Raw genomic sequence first — 16720 nt, 5'->3', positions numbered from 1 at the left:
ATCCGTGAAGAGCCGGGTGAGTCAGGCGCCCGCGATCTCGTCGAGGGCCCGCGCGACCCCGCCCTCGTGCACCGTGCCGGTCACGCGCGACGCGTGCTCGAGCACCTCGGGAACCGCCTGGCCCATCACGACGGCCTCACCGCCGCCCGACCGCGCCCAGTCGAGCATCTGGATGTCGTTGCGGCCATCGCCCATCACGACGACCCGCTCGCGCTCGACGCCGAGCATCTCGCGCACCTGCTCGAGAGCCGTCGACTTGTCGATGCCCTGCGGCGCGATGTCGAGCCACGCCGACCAGCCCACCGAATACGACACCTGGTGCAGGCCCATCTTCTCGACGAAGTCGACGAACTCGCCGTTGTCGTGATCGGGAGAGACGACGACCACACGTGTCACGGCGTGCGCCTTCATCTCGTCGAGCGTCGCGTGATGGGCGTTGGGGCGCGACAGGCCCCAGTCGTCGACGAACGCGCTGTAGAGACGCGCGCCGTCCGCCAGCTCCACGAGATAGTTCGCATCCGGCAGGTGCCGCTCGAGGTGCGTGAGCACATCGGACGGATCGAAGGTCTCGATCGTGTGCCGCCGATAGCCCGTCGGCAGCGCCTCAGCGCGCTCCATGATCGTCGCGCCGTTGGCGGTCACGACATACTCGGGTGCGATGCCGAACTCATCGAGGACGGGATGCGTCGCGTCCCAGCTGCGCCCCGTCGCGAGAGTCACGATATGCCCGCGCGCCGCGACGCGGCGAACGGCCTCCTGCACTCCGGGACTGAACGATTCATCCTCGAGCAGCACAGTGCCGTCGACGTCCAGGGCGATGAGCAGGCGCTCGTCGCCCTGGATGACGGGCGACGGCTCGAACGTCATCGAACGGGCTCCAGGACCTCGAGGCCGCCGAGGTACGGCCGCAGAGGCGCGGGCACGACGACGGATCCGTCGGCCTGCTGATGCGTCTCGAGCAGTGCGACGATCCAGCGCGTCGTCGCGAGCGTGCCGTTGAGCGTCGCGACGGGCTGCGTCTTCCCGCCACCCTCCGGCCGGTGCCGGATGTCGAGGCGGCGCGCCTGGTACGTCGTGCAGTTCGACGTCGAGGTGAGCTCGCGGTACGCGCCCTGCGTCGGCACCCATGCCTCCGTGTCGAACTTGCGCGCGGCGCTGGATCCGAGATCCCCCGCCGCGACGTCGATCACGCGATACGCGAGCCCGAGCGACGACAGCATGCGCTCCTCGAGCGCGAGCAGGCGCTCGTGCTCCTGCTCGGCCTGTGCCGGGTCGCAGTAGACGAACATCTCGAGCTTGTTGAACTGGTGCACGCGGATGATGCCGCGGGTGTCCTTGCCGTGCGAACCCGCCTCGCGCCGGTAGCAGGTCGACCAGCCGGCGTACTTGATGGATCCGCTCTCGGGGAAGGTGAGGATCTCGTCCTGGTGGTATCCCGCGAGCGCGACCTCGCTCGTGCCGACGAGGTAGAGGTCGTCTTCTTCGAGGTGATAGATCTCGTCCGAGTGCTGGCCGAGGAAGCCGGTGCCGGCCATGACGTCGGGCCGCACGAGTGTCGGAGTGATCATCGGCGTGAAGTCGTTCTCGAGCGCCGTGGCCAGCGCGTAGTTCATGAGCGCGAGCTCGAGCCGCGCGCCGACGCCCTTGAGGAAGTAGAAGCGCGCGCCGGACACCTTCGCGCCGCGCTCCATGTCGATCGCGCCGAGCATCTCGCCCAGCTCGAGGTGGTCGCGCGGGGTGAAGTCGAACGACGGGATCTCGCCGACCTCGCGCAGCGTGACGAAGTTCTCCTCGCCGCCGGCGGGGACGCCGTCGATGACGATGTTCTCGATGCGGTCGACGGCGACGCGATAGGCCTGCTCGGCCTCGGCTGACGCCGCCTGCGCCTCCTTGACCCGCTGCGCGAGCTGCTTCGCCTGCGCGACGAGCGCGGGCTTGTCCTCCTTCGGCGCCTTCGCGACCGTCTTCCCGAACGCGTTCTGCTCGGCGCGCAGCTCCTCGAACGCCGTCAGGGCCTCGCGGCGGGACACCTCCGCGACGATCGCGGCGTCGACCGTGTCGGGCGAGCTGCCGCGCGCGACCTGCGACAGCTTGACGGCCTCGGGATTCTCACGGAGAAGTACGGGATCGATCACTCGTCAAGTGTATGCGCGCGCTCGCCGTCCTAGAGTGATCGCATGGGCGATGGGCGCGACGGACACGGCAGGGCCGCCCTCGTGTTCAACCCCGTGAAGGTCCGGAGCGTCGCCGCGCTGCAGGCGGCCGTCGCGAACGGATCCGCCCGGGCGGGATGGCCGGAGCCGCTTCTCGTCGAGACGAGCGTCGAGGATCCGGGCCAGGGCGCGACGCGCCGGGCGCTCGAGGCGGGCGCGAGCGTCGTGCTCGTCGCGGGCGGAGACGGCACCGTGCGCGCCGTCTCGGAGGCGATGCGCGGATCCGGTGTGCCGCTCGCGATCGTGCCGAGCGGCACGGGCAACCTCCTCGCGCGCAATCTGCGGCTGCCGCTCGAGATGGATCCGATGGTGCGCGCCGCCTTCGACGGCGACGTCCTCGACGTCGACATCGGCGTCGCGACGATCACGCGCGCGTCGGGCGAGCAGGAGGTGCACGCCTTCGTCGTGATGGCGGGCATGGGGCTCGACGCCGCCATGATCGCGAACACGAACCCGCGGATGAAGAAGCAGCTGGGGTGGGTGGCGTACGTCGACGGGGCGGCGAGGTCGCTGCCGGCGTCGGCGCCGTTCCGCATCGCCTACCAGCTCGAGGGGCGGTCGCTGCACTCCGCGAAGGTCCACAGCGTGCTGTTCGCGAACTGCGGCGCGCTGCCCGCCGGCATCGACCTCGTGCCGGGCGCGCGCATCGACGACGGGCTGCTCGACGTCGCGCTGATCCAGCCCGCCGGGCCGTTCGGCTGGCTCGGCGTGTGGCGGAAGCTGTGGTGGGACAACTCGGTGCTGCGTCGCTCCCGCCTCGGGCGGCGGGTCGTCGAGCGCACGCGCAATCAGTCGATCCGCTATCTGTCGGGCGAGCGCATCGAGGCCGCGAGCCCGGAGCCGCGCCCCGTCGAGCTCGACGGCGACGAATACGGCGACGCCGCGCGGATCCGCTGCGAGATCGACCGCGGCGCCCTTCGCGCCGTGGTGCCGCGCGGGCACGCCCTCACTGCAGCGCGCTCGTGAGGCGCGCGAGGTTGTCGAGCGCGCGGCTGCGGAGCGGCCGGCGCCCCCACTCCTCGAGGGTCAGCTCGCGGCTGCGCGCCCGATAGTCGTCTTCGACCGCCCGCACCTGGTCGACGAACTCGGATCCGCGCACGAGCAGCGACACCTCGAAGTTGAGGCCGAACGAGCGCATGTCCATGTTGCTCGATCCGATGACCGCGGTCTCGTCGTCGACCGTGAGCGACTTCGTGTGGAGGATGTACGGCGCCTCGTACATCCAGATCCGCACGCCCATGCGCAGCAGGTCCTCGTAGTAGCTACGCTGCGCGTGGTAGACGATCGCCTGGTCGCTCGTCTCGCTGACGAACAGGTCGACCCGCACCCCCCGGGTGCATGCGGCGGCGACGGCGCGCAGCAGCGCCTCGTCGGGCACGAAGTACGGGCTCACCATGATGGCCTTGTCCTGCGCCGCGTAGAGCAGGCTGAGGAACAGCTGCAGGTTGTTCTCGTTCTCGAAGCCGGGGCCCGACGGCACGACCTGGCAGTCGAAGTCGTCGGTTCCGGGGATCTCCTCCGAGAGATCGATGCCCTGGGGGATCTCGCCCGTCTCGCTGTAGTAGTCGGTGAGGAAGACGGCGTCGACCGAGCGCACGACCGGCCCGTCGAGCCGCACCATCAGGTCGACCCACTGCAGTCCGCGGCGGATGTTCTTCGGCACGTTGTACGACGGATCCGTGAGGTTCTGGGATCCGATGAAGGCCACGTCGCCGTCGACCACGACGAGCTTGCGGTGGTTGCGCAGGTCGGGGCGCTGGAACTTGCGAGACAGAGGCTTGAGCGGAAGCAGGAACCGCCAATCGGCGCCCATCCTCGTGAGCCGCTCCTTCGTCTGCCGGTGCAGCGGCTTGGAGAGGTTCGCCCAGTGGTCCATGAGCACGCGCACAGCCACGCCGCGCTCGATCGCCTCCTCGAGCGCGCGGAAGAAGTCATCTGTGGCCGCGTCGGCCTTCAGGATGTAGAACTCGACGTGCACGTATCGCTGAGCCTGACGGATCGCCGCCGTCATCGCGTCGATGCTCTCCTGATACCCCGAGATGAGGCGCGCCCCGTTGTCGCCGGAGAGCGGCAGGGCGCCGAGCTCGCGGTTCATCTTCACGATCTGCTCGAACCACTCGGGCGGGTTCGGCAGCAGCGTGCCGAGCTCGAGGTGCTCGTTCGCGTCGCGCAGGAACTCGTTGACCTCGGACTGCACCTCGCGTCGCTTCTTCGGGAGGCGCGGATTCCCGATGAGGAGGAACAGCAGCACGCCGGGGACGGGGAGGAAGAAGATGAGCAGCAGCCAGGCCATCGCCGACGTCGGCCGACGCCCCGGCGGGACGAACATGACCGCCGCGATGCGGATCGTCATGTCGACGACGACGACGAACACCGCCCACACCGCCGACCACGAGAACCAGTCCACCGCTCCCCCTTCGCGCTCCCTGACGTCAGCCTAGGGCGTGGGGACGGTCAGCTGGTGTGAGGGGATACGGCTTCCGCTGCGGCCCGGGCGCGCTTCGCGCGCTCCTCCGCCTCGATCTTCGAGTAGACGCGACGCTCGGTGCGGTCGAATGTCAGGATGCTGCGGAGGATCCAGAAGAAGAGCACGACGATGACGATCGTCGGCGCGATCGACCACGCGGCTGCCACCCAGAACTCATCCACGCCGCCATTGTACGGCGGTGCCTCTGGCGCACGGCTGAGTGCGGCGGAGCGGGGGGTCAACGTGTCCACAGGCGGGTGTTCGCGAGCCGCCCTGTGGACAATCGCCTGCGCGGGGCACTCGCCCGCGAGCATCGGGGCATGCCTCAGAAGATCCGTGCCGCGTCCTCCGTCCACCTCCTCGCCCTGCTGCCCCACGTCGTCGGGTACACCCCGCGCGAGAGCCTCCTCCTCGTGCCCCTTGTCGGGGGTGCGACGTGCGGGGCGCTCCGCATCGACCTGCCTCGCCCCGGCGAGGTCGAGCAGGTGGCGGCCACCGCGATCGGGCACGTCCTCCGCCTGCCGGATGTCGAGGCCGTCGTCGCGGTCGTGTACACCGATGGACCGGTACGCGACGGGACGGGTGTCGTGCACGAGGATCTCGTCGCGGCCGTCGCCGATCGCGCCGACGCGTGCGGGCTGCGCGTCGTCGACGAGCTGTGCGTCGGATCCGACGGCTGGGCACCGTATGCGACGGGCGATGTCGGCGCTCTGTCGGACATCGCCGCCGCCGACCCCGAGCCGGATCGACCCGTCGCGCGCGCACAGGACGACGGCATCGCGCTCCCGCCCGCCGAGGACGGAGATCGGAAGTGCGTCGCCCGCCACCTCGGCGCGCTCGCCGCGCTGCCGCAGGATGCGTTCCGTCGGCATACGGGCGGCGCGCGCCCGGCCGCATCGGATCGCGAGATCGACGCCGAGCTCGCCGCCTTCGACGACGACCCGTACGCCTACTTCGCGGCACCCGCCGAGGAGGCGGGCAAGACGTCCGCGGCCCGCGCGGCCGCGTGGATGTGGATCCTCCGCAGCCCCGCCCTGCGGGACGTCGTGCTGACCCTGTGGGCCGGAACCGTCGACGAGGCGACCCGCGCCTGCGCGTGGCAGAGGCAGTGGCTCGACGGCGAGGCAGACCAACCCGACTTCCCCGTCCGCCTCGCGGGCGAGGGCCCGCGGCCCCGCCTCGATCGCCTGCGCCGGGCGCGCGAGTTCGTACGCGAACTCGCCGCCCGCGCGCCGCGCACGCACGTCGGCGTGTGCCTCGCCGTCTGCGCCTGGCTGTCGTGGGCGACCGGCAACGCGACGCACGCGGCCGCCTACGCGGCGCGGGCGATCGAGGTCGATCCGGCAGGCACGCTCCCGCGCCTCATCGCCGGGATGACGAACGAGGGGATCCTCCCCGCCTGGGCCTACGACGCACGCGGTGCGGCGTTCGGGCTCCCGCCCGCGCGCCTCGCCGCGCCCGAGACGGCGGCGGCCCGCTGAGGCGCCGCCGCCATGTCACGCGCAGGGCTCGTACGCCGGCACATCGTCCGTCGTGACCGTGACCGTCGTGACCGTGTCGCCGTCCTCCGCGAACTCGAAGAACAGCGCACCGTCGTCGGGATCACCGGCAGCGACCGCGAGGAAGATCCCGCCGCCGATCGGTGCGGGCACCTCCTCGGCGTCCGGATGTACGGCCGCGACATCGTCGCGCGTCGAGCCGACGCCCAGGCCGTCGGCCGTCTGCGGCCCCGCCTGCTCGGTCTCCCACGTCTCCACCGTGGCCGCGACGACGGACCCGTCGTCGGACATCTCGTCGTGTCGGAACGACACGAGGTAGGTGCCTTCCGGTGCGTTCCAGTACGCCATGTAGGGGCACTGCTCGTCGTTCACCCAGTCGTCGGGGAGCGCCCCCAGCGTCTCGGAGAAGTCCGCACCGATCTCGATCGGCCCGATCCGGCCGTCGGCGATGATCCACGTACCGGGGTCGGCCGGGTCGGCGCCCGGCATCTCCGACGGCTCCTCGGACGGCTCCTCCGAGTCGACGGGCGCCTCCGACGGCTCTTCGGTTCCGGGCTCGGGCTCGTCCGCCGGCTCGGCGCCCGTCGAACAGCCTGTCAGTGCGCCGGCCAGGATCGCGCCGGCGAGGATGGCGAGCGTTCGCGGCGCTCGTGTGATGGTCATGGTGATCCCTCCGCATGTCGAACGGGCCAGCAGACGCCAGCCGCTTCCGACGCTAACGCGCGAAGGGATTCCGCAGGTCACGGCCCGGATCCGATCCGGTCACGACTCCGTCGCGGGGAGGTCACGGTCAGGACACGCGCACGTGCCCCGCCCGCTACTTCACGAGCGGGAAGAGGATCGTCTCGCGGATGCCGAGGCCCGTGAGGGTCATGAGCAGGCGGTCGATGCCCATGCCCATGCCGCCCGACGGCGGCATGCCGTGCTCGAGTGCGCGGACGAAGTCCTCGTCGATGCGCATCGCCTCGTCGTCGCCGCGGTCGGCGAGCTTCGCCTGCTCGACGAAGCGCTCGCGCTGCACGACGGGGTCGACGAGCTCGGAATAGCCTGTGGCCTGCTCGTACCCGTTGACGTAGAGGTCCCACTTCTCGACGACGCCCGGGATCGAGCGGTGCTCGCGTGTGAGGGGGCTCGTGTCGACGGGGAAGTCCATGACGAACGTCGGCGCCGTGAGGTGGGCCTTCACGAAGTGCTCCCACAGCTCCTCGACGACCTTGCCGTGCGTCGCGTGCTCCGGCACCTCGACGTCGTTCTCCTCGGCGAGGGCGACGAGCTCGTCGAGAGACGTCTCGGGCGTGACCTCCACGCCGCACGCCTCGGACAGCGAGGGGTACATCGAGATGCGCGCCCACTGGCCGCCGAGGTCGTGCTCGGATCCGTCGGCCCATGTCACGGTCGTCGAGCCGTGCACCGCGATCGCGGCCTGCTGGATGAGCGTCTGCGTGAGGTCGGCGATGCCGTTGTAGTCGCTGTACGACTCATACGCCTCGAGCATCGCGAACTCGGGGCTGTGCGTCGAGTCGGCGCCCTCGTTGCGGAAGTTGCGGTTGATCTCGAACACGCGGTCGATGCCGCCGACGACGGCGCGCTTGAGGTACAGCTCGGGCGCGATGCGCAGGAAAAGCTCGGTATCGAACGCGTTCGAGTGCGTCACGAACGGCCGCGCGGTCGCGCCGCCCGGCTGCACCTGCAGCATGGGCGTCTCGACCTCGAGGAAGTCGGCGTCCTCGAACGTCTGGCGCAGGCTCTTCATGACGGCCGCCCTGGCGCGCACCGTCTCGCGCGCCTGGTCGCGCACGATGAGGTCGAGGTAGCGCTGGCGCACCCGCGACTCCTCGTTGAGCTCGGTGTACATGTTCGGCAGCGGCAGCAGCGCCTTCGCCGCCATCTGCCACTCGTCGACCATGATCGACAGCTCGCCGCGGCGGCTCGAGATCACCTCGCCCGCGATGAACACGTGGTCACCGAGGTCGACGAGCTCCTTCCAGCGGGTGAGCTGATCCTCGCCGACCTTCGCGAGCGACACCATCGCCTGGATGCGGGATCCGTCGCCCGCCTGGAGCGATGCGAAGCAGAGCTTGCCCGTGTTGCGGCTGAACACGATGCGGCCCGCGACGCCGGCCGTCACGCCCGTCTCCTCGCCCGCCTCGAGCTCGCCGTACTCGGCGCGCAGTGCGGGGATCGTCGTGGTGACGGCGAGCTCGACGGGGTACGCGCCGCCCGCGGGCGTCTCCCGCTCGGCGATGAGGCGCTCGCGCTTCGACAGACGCACGGCCTTCTGCTCGAAGACATCGTCTTCTTCGCTGGCGGCGGCGTTCTGTGCGGGCGTCTCAGTCATGTGGGTGTTCCTCAGTTCGGGTCGCGGAAAGGCTCGCCCCAGTCTATGGCGCCGTCGATTCGGGTCGCCGAGAACTGCCAGCCCGAGCGTGCCGCTGCTGGCGTTCTCTGGCGACCCTATTCGAGCTCGGGCGGGATGTCGGGGATCGCCGGGATCGCCTCGGCGAGGGCCTCGTCGACGGTCGAGCGCACGAGCGCCGAGAGGAACCCGCCCGGGTTCTCGACGCCGATCCCCCGCAGCAGGTCTGTCGACTGCTGCACGATCTGACGCGAGAACTGCGTGACGGTCTCGATCGCCTCGGCGTACGCCGCGCGATCCTCCTCCGCGACGACGACGGGCTCGCAGCCGAGCTCGACCGCGAGCGCCTGCGCGATCGGCAGCACGGCCCCCGGCGCCGTGACGGCGGCGTAGGTCGCCGCGAGCTGCCGCAGGTCGATCGACGTGCCGGTGAAGGTCATCGCCGGATGCACCGCGAGCGGGATCGCGCCCTTCTCCGCAGCGGGGCGCAGCACGTCGATCCCGTGCGCGGCGTCGGTGTGCAGCACGAGCTGCCCCATCTGCCAGTGGCCCGCGTCGGCGAGCCCCTGCACGACCGCCGCGAGACGCTCGCGCGGCACGGCGACGATCACGAGCTCGCTGCGGCGCAGCACCTCGGGCGCCTCGAGCACGGGCGCGCCCGCCAGGACCGCCGCCGCGCGCTCGTCGTCGGATCCGCTCGTGATGCCCGTGATCTGGTGCCCCGCCCCCGCGAGCGCCGCGCCGATGACCGGCCCGACGCGCCCCGCGCCGACGATGCCGACGCCGAGCCGTCCCTCTCGCCGCATCAGACCTCGGCCCAGCGATGCGAGTGGTCGGACGCGGCGGCCACGACGGCCCCGCGCCCGACGAGATCGGCGAGACGCTGCGCGTCGTCGCGGTCGAGCGCGCTGACGGATCCGGAGATCGGCCCCGGCACCGTGTGGGTGCGGAACGCCGCGAGGCCCTGCAGGCGCGCGATCGGCCCCTGGCGCAGCGACACGCCCTGCAGGCGCGCGAGGGGGAAGACGCCGAGCCGCCGCACGAGGCGCCCGCGGCGCATCAGCAGCGCATAGGACGTGACGCGCGCGCCGAGCCGGCGGCGCTGCAGCGGATGCCAGAGCATGCCGCGCCGCGGGATCGTCGTGAACGGATCCTGCTTCTGCGGCCCGAGGATCCCGTGCTCCCATGCGAAGACGGTGTCGTGTGCGGGCGCGTCGGGCAGGAGCAGCGCGACGACCCGCTCGGCGTCGGCGCGCGTGCCGACGGGGAGGATGACCGCCGCGTTCTGCGCCTGGCTGCTGCTCTGCTGCGCCGCCGTCGTGCCGCCCATGCGGTTGATGCGCACGCTCCACCACCCGAACGGGCGCCACAGGATGCTCTGCGAGACCTCGACCGCGTGCACGCGCCCCGGCGGGATCGTCCGGGTGATGGTCGTGAGGAGACCGCTCGACACCCGCACGCCGTCGGGCGTCGGCGCGATCGAGAAGCGGAAGCCCTTCTGCAGCGCGCTCCAGATGACGGCGATGGTCGCGAAGATCATCGGGATGCCGGATCCGAGCCCCGCCCCGACGAGGATGACCCACTTCTCGGGCCCGTCCGCGAACGCCAGGATCGGCCCGATGACGGCCGCGCCGATCAGGACGAGGAAGAACAGGAGCCAGACCGCGGCCATGACCGCCTGGGATCCGATGAGGCGCGCGATCGGGATCCGCACGACGCTCTCGGGGACGACGTCGGCCTGGTCGACGCCCTCGATCATGCTCGAGACGCCCTCGCTGACCGTGCCGACGAGGCGCTGCCGCGCCTCCCGACGGCCGCCCTCCGGCGCGCGCTCTTCGCGCGCCTCGGCTTTCGCCCGCCGCGCGCCCGAGGCGAGCCGCAGGATGTCGCTGCGCACCTGCTCGGCGCGGCTCGTCGCGAGGAACTCGAGGGCGACGTCGGCCCCCGTGCCCGCTCCCTCGAGGGTGAGCTTGCCCATGCCGATGAGGCGCGCCGGGAACGGACGCGTGAGGTTGACGCCCTGCACGCGGTCGAGCGGGGCGCGGCGCTGCGAGCGGAAGACGATGCCCTTGCGCACCTCGACGTTCTCGTCGGTGATGCGGAACTGGTGGAAGCGCCACACCGCCCAGTAGGCGGCGACGATCAGGGCGACGATCAGCAGCAGCGCGACGCCGGCGAGCAGCACCATGTTGTTGGCGACCGTCCAGTCGACCGCCCAGGTGACGGGATCGCCGTTCACGCCCTCGTCGTCGATCGCCCCGTCCGGCGCGAAGATGCGGATCGCCAGGTAGATGAGGCGATCGCGCATGTTCGCGATGATGATGCCGAGCACCACGAGGATCACGAGGCCGCCCTTGAACAGCGGCGTCAGGGGGTGCAGGCGGTGCCACTCGCCGTCGGCGAGGCTCGAGGATCCGCCCGACGGCAGGACCGGTGCGGGCGCCGGCTGCTGGCCGGGAGGCGGAACCGCGCTCACAGTCCCGTCCTGCGCGTCTCGGCGACCTCGATGAGCGTGTCGCGCAGGGCGTCGGCCGCGGCCTGCGACAGGCCGGGGATCTCGACGCCCGTCGAGGCGGCCGCCGTCACCATCTTGAGCTTCGCGACGCCGAACAGCCGGTCGAGGGGGCCGTGCGTGATGTCGATCAGCTGCATGCGTCCGTACGGAACCGCGACCATCCGCTGCCAGAGGATGCCCTTGCGGAACACGATGTCGTCGCCCCGGAGCATGTAGCCGAGCGCCTTCGCCTGGCGCGGCAGGATCACGAGGCTCACGAGCTGGAAGAAGACGATGATGCCGGCGATGCCGAAGACCCACGGCTGGTCGGCGATCATGAACACGACGATCGCGACGATCGCGACCACGACGACGCCGAGGATCTCCTGCAGCAGCTGCGAGACCACGTATCGGGGCGAGATCTGGTGCCACGTGCCGTCGAGGGCGAGCCCGTCGCCACGCGGCTCGCGAATGTGCGAGTAGGTGCCGTCGTCGAGCGCGGGCGGCGCCGCGATCGGCTCGCGCGCCGGCGGGAACTCCGGCGGCGTCGGCATGGCCGCGGGGGACGCGGGATCCTGGAACGGCTCGGGCTCGGGCGGCGCCGCGGGCTCCGGGTTCACCGGCGGCACGGGCGCCGGCGGCATCGGCGGCGCCGGGGGAACCGGCGGCGCGATCGGCGGATCAGTACTCGGGTTCTGTTCCGGGTTCTGCGGCGTCTGACTCTCGCTCATCGGGATCCTTCGGCAGTGTGCACAGGTGTTCGGCGACGAGCGCCAGGATCACGAGGACGACTCCCCCGATCGCGGTGGCGATCTCTGTCGCCATCGAGCCTAGCGCCGGGACCACGGGGCGGGTCAGAACGAACGCGAGCAGGCCCGCCGCGAACCCGGTGACGATCGCGCCCACCATGCTCGACGACTTCGCGAGCACCGCGATGCGGACGGCGCGGAACGGATCCACGCGCGGCGCCCGCGGATCCTTCACCGAGCGGCGGATCGGCCACGCGAACAGCAGGCAGCACGCGCCGAGCGCGACGAGCAGGATCGGCAGCATCACAGACGGCGAGAAGGTCGCACGGCCCGCGCCCGAGAGGACGACATCGGTGACGAAGCCGGCCGCGGCGCCGAGGAGAGCGCACACGACGAGCGTGACGGACGAGGTGCGCCTCACGACGCTCCCTCCGCGCGGAGGGCCGCGAGCAGGTCGGCGACCGGGCCGCGCCCGGGCAGACGCGCCCCCGGATCCACCTGCGCCCACGGGCCGAGCACGAAGTCGCGCTCGTGCGCCCGCGGGTGCGGGAGGAGCAGGCGCGGATCGTCGCTCGCGACGTCGCCGTACGCGATGAGGTCGAGGTCGAGCGTGCGATCGTCCCAGCGCTCGCGCCGGACCCGCCCGTGCCGTTCCTCGATGTCGTGCAGGGCGCGCAGCAGGAGCGACGGGGCGAGCCGCGTGCGGACGAGGGCGACCGCGTTGAGGTATCCGGGCTTCGAGGGATCCGGCCCGTCGAGGGTCACGGCGACCGATTCGATCGGCTCGGAGCAGACGACGCTCGCCGTCAGCGGGAGCGCGCGCAGCTCGGCCGTCGCATCCGCGATCGCGCCCGCCGTGTCGCCGAGGTTCGCCCCGAGCGCGACGACCGCCGCGACGGGCCGCAGGTGGGCGGGGGCATCGCGGATCGGCTCCGCGAGACGGCGGCTCATGCGGGCCCCGAGGCGCCGCGCTCGCGCCGGATCGTGACCGACACATCGGCGAACTCGGCGGGGATCGGCGCATGCGGCTTGTGCACCGTGACGGTCGCGGCGGCGACGCGGCCGTCGTCGAGCGCCGCGCCGGCGATGCGGTGCGCGAGCGTCTCGATGAGGTTCACGGGCTCGCCGCCGACGATCGCCGCGACCCTCTCGGCGAGCTCGCCGTAGTGCACGGTGTCGAGGATGTCGTCGGTCGCGGCCGCGGGCGTCGTGTCGAGCTCGAGCGCGACGTCGACGGAGAAGGTCTGTCCGTCGCGCCGCTCGTGGTCGAACACCCCGTGGCGGCCGGACACCTCGAGCCCCGAGAGCCGGATCACGTCACGTGCGGTCATGGGATGCGCCTCCTCGTCGGTGCCGTCGCGAGAAGTCTCGCATCTCAGCCGTCCCACGCGTCGAGCACCGCGAGCGCGTCGCGCGTCGAGCCCGCGTCGTGCACGCGCACGCCCCACGCCCCGGCCCGCTGCGCGAGCGTGCTCGTGACGGCCGTCGCGAGGTCACGCCGCTCGCGCGACGCCTCCTCGCCGAGCGGCCCCGCGAGGAACCGCTTGCGCGATGTGCCGACGAGCACGCGGAGGCCGAGGCCGATGACGGCGTCGAGCTCGCGCAGCAGCAGCCAGTTCTGCTCGGCCGTCTTCGCGAACCCGATGCCCGGATCCAGGATGATGCGCGCCGCGTCGACGCCCGCTTCGCACGCCGCGTCGACGCGCTGGCGGAGCTCCCGCGCGACATCGCCCGCGACGTCGCCGTAGGCGGCCGACGCGTACATGTCGGCCGACGGTCCGCGCCAGTGGCCCAGGACGACCTCGGCGCCCGACTCGGCGACGACGCGCAGCAGCCGCGGATCGGCGAGGCCGCCCGAGACGTCGTTGACGATGCGCGCCCCCGACGCGACGGCCCGCTCCGCCGTCTCGGCGCGATACGTGTCGACGCTCACGACGGATCCATCGCCCGCGAGGCGCTCGACGACCGGCAGCACGCGGCGCAGCTCCTCCTCGACCCCGACCGGCTGCGCGCCGGGGCGCGTCGACTCGCCGCCCACGTCGAGGATCGTCGCGCCCTCGGACACCAGGAGCCGCCCGTGCGCGACGGCGGACGCGGGATCCGCGTGCTCGCCGCCGTCGCTGAAGGAATCGGGCGTCGCGTTGACGACGCCCATGATCTCGATCACTCTCGCCCCTGCACGGACGGGCCCGCGTCGGTCGCGGCGTTCTGCACGCCGATGATCACATACGCGGCCATCTCGGCGCGCGCCGCCTGCGACGCGAGCTCGCCGCGCGCCGCGACCGTGACCGTCGAGCTGTCGACGCGCCTCTCGCCGCGGGCGCGCATGCACCCGTGCTGGGCGTCGAGCATCACGAACACGCCCCTCGCGCCGAGGCCGTGCGCGATGGCGTCGGCCACCTGCTCCCCCAGACGCTCCTGCACCTGCGGGCGCGACGACGCGATGTCGAGCACACGCGCCAGGGATCCGAGCCCCACGACGCCGTCGCCCGGCAGGTACGCGATGTGGGCGCGCCCCTCGAACGGCAGCAGGTGATGCTCGCACATCGACCGGAACCGGATGTCGCGCACGAGGACCGCACCCGTCGGCACCGTCTCGGGGGCCGGCCCGTGCGCGACGTCGATCGTGTGCGCGAGCGGCGCCGCGGGATCCTGGCCGACGCCCGCATACAGCTCGGCCGCCGCCTCGGCCACCCGGCGCGGCGTCTCCCGCAGCCCGGGACGGTCGGGATCCTCGCCGATCGCGACGAGGAGCTCACGGGTCAGAGCGGCGACCCGCTCGGTGTCGACGGCCATGCGCCCTCCTGTGACTATGCGGTCGCGGGGCGGGGCGACCCGCCGGTCTCGGGCGAGCCCGTCGCGGTCGCCCCGGCGCCCTCGGCCGCCGTCGACGCCGCGAGGCCCGCCTCGGACTGCTCGCCCGGAGCCGGCACCGCGATCGGCGGCACGGCCGACACGGGGCGCTCGCTGCTCGAGAGCCACTGCGGGCGCGGCGGCAGCTTCTTCACATCGCGGAAGATCTCCGCGATCTGCTTGTGATCGAGCGTCTCCTTCTCGAGCAGCTCGCGCGCCAGCCGGTCGAGCACCTCGCGGTTCGCGTTCAGCACCTCGTACGCCTCGTCGTGCGCCTGCTCGATCAGCTCGCGCACGCCGCGGTCGATGCGCTCCGCCATCGTGTCCGAGTAGTCGCGCCCGTGACCCATGTCGCGGCCCATGAAGACCTCGCCCGACGAGCCGGCCAGCTTCACGGGGCCGATCTCGCTCGTCATGCCGTACTCGGTGACCATCTTCCGGGCGATGCTCGTCGCCTTCTCGATGTCGTTCGCCGCGCCCGTCGTCGGGTCGTGGAAGACGATCTCCTCCGCGACGCGGCCGCCCATCGCGTACGTCAGCTGATCCTGCAGCTCGTTGCGCGTGATCGAGTACTTGTCGTCGACCGGGAGCACCATCGTGTAGCCGAGGGCCTTGCCGCGCGGGAGGATCGTGATCTTCGTCACGGGATCCGAGTAGTTCATCGCCGCCGCCGCGAGCGCGTGTCCGCCCTCGTGGTACGCCGTGATGAGCTTCTCCTTGTCCTTCATCACGCGCGTGCGACGCTGCGGCCCCGCGATGACGCGGTCGATCGCCTCGTCGAGCGCGCGATCGTCGATCAGCTGCGCATCCGAGCGCGCCGTGAGCAGCGCCGCCTCGTTCAGCACGTTCGCGAGGTCGGCACCCGAGAAGCCGGGCGTCTTGCGCGCGACGTCCTCGAGGTCGACGCCGTCGGCCAGCGGCTTGCCGCGGCCGTGCACGTGCAGGATCTGCAGGCGCCCCTTGAGGTCGGGGGCGTCGACGCCGATCTGGCGGTCGAAGCGGCCAGGACGCAGCAGCGCCGGGTCGAGGATGTCGGGGCGGTTCGTCGCCGCGATCACGATGACATTCGACTTCGGATCGAAGCCGTCCATCTCGACGAGCATCTGGTTCAGCGTCTGCTCGCGCTCGTCGTGCCCGCCGCCCATGCCGGCGCCGCGGTGGCGGCCGACCGCGTCGATCTCGTCGATGAAGATGATCGCCGGCGAGTGCTCCTTCGCCTGGTTGAACAGGTCGCGCACGCGGCTCGCGCCGACGCCGACGAACATCTCGACGAAGTCGGATCCGGAGATCGGATAGAACGGCACGCCCGCCTCGCCCGCGACCGCTCGCGCAAGCAGCGTCTTGCCCGTGCCGGGAGGGCCGTACAGCATGACGCCCTTCGGGATCCGCGCGCCGAGCGCCTGGAACTTCGTCGGATCCGCGAGGAACTCCTTGATCTCCTGCAGCTCCTCGACCGCCTCATCGGCTCCCGCGACGTCCGCGAACGTGACGTCCGGGTGCTCCTTCGTGACGTTCTTCGCCTTCGACTTGCCGAACTGCGCCATCTTGCCGCCGCCCTGCGCGTTCGACAGCAGGAACCAGAACAGCAGGCCGAGCAGCAGGACCGGGATCATGATCGACAGGAGGCTGCCGAAGAACGACGCCTGCGGCACCTCGTCGTCGTACCCGTCCGCGGGCGCGGCGGCCTCGACGGCCTTCACCACGTCGTCGGCGCGGGCGCCCACATAGTAGAACTGGACGTTCGTCGCGCCGTCATGGGCCTCGCTGAGCGTCAGGTCGACGCGCTGATCGCCGTCGGTGATGAGCACCTCGCTCACCGTGTCGCCCTCGAGGAGCTCGAAGCCCTCCTGCGTCGTGATCTGCTTCGGCCCGCTGAAGCTCGTGAACAGCGAGAATCCCGCGATGAGGACGGCCGCGATCAGCACGACGTACAGGACCGGATGGCGGAAGATCTTCTTGACGTTCATGGTGCGGGACTGTCCCGACTCCTCCTGACGATCGACGCGCGGGCAGGGCCCTGGCGCAGGTCGTCTCAGGCTACCGGCCGGTGTCTATGCCCGCTCTGTGATTCGCCGACGGCGGAATGAGG

At 71.6% G+C, this 16720-nt stretch carries 17 protein-coding genes; 2 read left to right on the top strand and 15 right to left on the bottom strand.

Annotated features, from left to right (window positions below):
* Positions 1-21 precede the first annotated feature (21 nt).
* Together GB932_RS11250 and serS are read right to left on the bottom strand one after the other, a co-directional pair.
* A complete protein-coding gene (locus GB932_RS11250; RefSeq protein ID WP_197517444.1) occupies positions 22-867 on the bottom strand; it encodes an HAD family hydrolase in 846 nt (281 codons plus the stop codon).
* The gene (gene serS, locus GB932_RS11245) at positions 864-2135 is read right to left on the bottom strand and encodes a serine--tRNA ligase (protein WP_156760793.1); all 1272 of its coding nucleotides are present in this window, start codon (positions 2133-2135) and stop codon (positions 864-866) included. The genes GB932_RS11250 and serS overlap by 4 nt, the downstream gene beginning before the upstream one ends.
* Before the next feature lie 42 nt (positions 2136-2177).
* On the opposite strand from serS, the gene GB932_RS11240 reads away from it, so the two are divergent.
* Positions 2178-3179 (top strand): diacylglycerol/lipid kinase family protein, encoded by a 1002-nt coding sequence (locus GB932_RS11240; protein ID WP_156760792.1) that lies wholly within the window; start codon positions 2178-2180, stop codon positions 3177-3179.
* Here GB932_RS11240 and cls read toward each other — a convergent pair.
* Together cls and GB932_RS11230 are read right to left on the bottom strand one after the other, a co-directional pair.
* On the bottom strand, positions 3160-4566 hold the full coding sequence (cls, locus tag GB932_RS11235; RefSeq protein ID WP_231916150.1) for a cardiolipin synthase: 1407 nt from the start codon (positions 4564-4566) through the stop codon (positions 3160-3162). The two genes, GB932_RS11240 and cls, sit on opposite strands and share 20 nt — an antisense overlap.
* Before the next feature lie 101 nt (positions 4567-4667).
* The gene (locus GB932_RS11230) at positions 4668-4862 is read right to left on the bottom strand and encodes a hypothetical protein (RefSeq protein ID WP_156760790.1); all 195 of its coding nucleotides are present in this window, start codon (positions 4860-4862) and stop codon (positions 4668-4670) included.
* Positions 4863-5000: 138 nt separating this feature from the next.
* On the opposite strand from GB932_RS11230, the gene GB932_RS11225 reads away from it, so the two are divergent.
* Positions 5001-6161, top strand: a complete 1161-nt coding sequence (locus GB932_RS11225) for a DUF4192 family protein (RefSeq protein WP_156760789.1) — start codon at positions 5001-5003, stop codon at positions 6159-6161.
* A 15-nt stretch (positions 6162-6176) separates the two neighbouring features.
* On the opposite strand, the gene GB932_RS11220 is transcribed toward GB932_RS11225, so the two are convergent.
* The 11 genes from GB932_RS11220 to ftsH form a co-directional block, all read right to left on the bottom strand.
* Positions 6177-6842: a hypothetical protein gene (locus tag GB932_RS11220; protein ID WP_156760788.1), complete on the bottom strand. Its 666-nt coding sequence runs from the start codon at positions 6840-6842 to the stop codon at positions 6177-6179.
* 154 nt (positions 6843-6996) lie between these two features.
* Positions 6997-8517 carry a lysine--tRNA ligase gene (gene lysS, locus GB932_RS11215; protein WP_156760787.1) on the bottom strand — a complete coding sequence of 507 codons (1521 nt, stop codon included), beginning with the start codon at positions 8515-8517 and terminating at the stop codon, positions 6997-6999.
* A gap of 116 nt (positions 8518-8633) precedes the next feature.
* Positions 8634-9341, bottom strand: a complete 708-nt coding sequence (locus GB932_RS11210) for a Rossmann-like and DUF2520 domain-containing protein (RefSeq protein WP_156760786.1) — start codon at positions 9339-9341, stop codon at positions 8634-8636.
* Positions 9341-11011 carry a PH domain-containing protein gene (locus GB932_RS11205; protein ID WP_231916146.1) on the bottom strand — a complete coding sequence of 557 codons (1671 nt, stop codon included), beginning with the start codon at positions 11009-11011 and terminating at the stop codon, positions 9341-9343. Before GB932_RS11205 ends, GB932_RS11210 begins: the two co-directional genes overlap by 1 nt.
* Positions 11008-11583: a PH domain-containing protein gene (locus GB932_RS11200; RefSeq protein WP_156760813.1), complete on the bottom strand. Its 576-nt coding sequence runs from the start codon at positions 11581-11583 to the stop codon at positions 11008-11010. Before GB932_RS11200 ends, GB932_RS11205 begins: the two co-directional genes overlap by 4 nt.
* Before the next feature lie 127 nt (positions 11584-11710).
* Positions 11711-12199: a DUF3180 domain-containing protein gene (locus GB932_RS11195; protein ID WP_156760785.1), complete on the bottom strand. Its 489-nt coding sequence runs from the start codon at positions 12197-12199 to the stop codon at positions 11711-11713.
* Entirely contained in the window at positions 12196-12729 is a 534-nt protein-coding gene (folK, locus tag GB932_RS11190; RefSeq protein WP_156760784.1) for a 2-amino-4-hydroxy-6-hydroxymethyldihydropteridine diphosphokinase, read from the bottom strand. Before folK ends, GB932_RS11195 begins: the two co-directional genes overlap by 4 nt.
* The gene (gene folB / locus GB932_RS11185) at positions 12726-13109 is read right to left on the bottom strand and encodes a dihydroneopterin aldolase (protein WP_156760783.1); all 384 of its coding nucleotides are present in this window, start codon (positions 13107-13109) and stop codon (positions 12726-12728) included. Before folB ends, folK begins: the two co-directional genes overlap by 4 nt.
* A gap of 44 nt (positions 13110-13153) precedes the next feature.
* The gene (folP, locus tag GB932_RS11180; RefSeq protein ID WP_156760782.1) at positions 13154-13945 is read right to left on the bottom strand and encodes a dihydropteroate synthase; all 792 of its coding nucleotides are present in this window, start codon (positions 13943-13945) and stop codon (positions 13154-13156) included.
* Positions 13942-14574, bottom strand: coding sequence for a GTP cyclohydrolase I (gene folE, locus GB932_RS11175; protein WP_156760781.1), 633 nt, complete (start codon positions 14572-14574; stop codon positions 13942-13944). Before folE ends, folP begins: the two co-directional genes overlap by 4 nt.
* Positions 14575-14588: 14 nt before the next feature.
* A complete protein-coding gene (gene ftsH, locus GB932_RS11170; protein ID WP_156760780.1) occupies positions 14589-16598 on the bottom strand; it encodes an ATP-dependent zinc metalloprotease FtsH in 2010 nt (669 codons plus the stop codon).
* Positions 16599-16720: the final 122 nt, after the last annotated feature.

Source organism: Microbacterium karelineae, from assembly GCF_009745985.1.
Classification (GTDB): domain Bacteria; phylum Actinomycetota; class Actinomycetes; order Actinomycetales; family Microbacteriaceae; genus Microbacterium; species Microbacterium karelineae.
The sequence above is the reverse complement of the archived record's forward strand: the minus strand, read 5'-3'. Positions and strand labels throughout refer to the sequence as shown.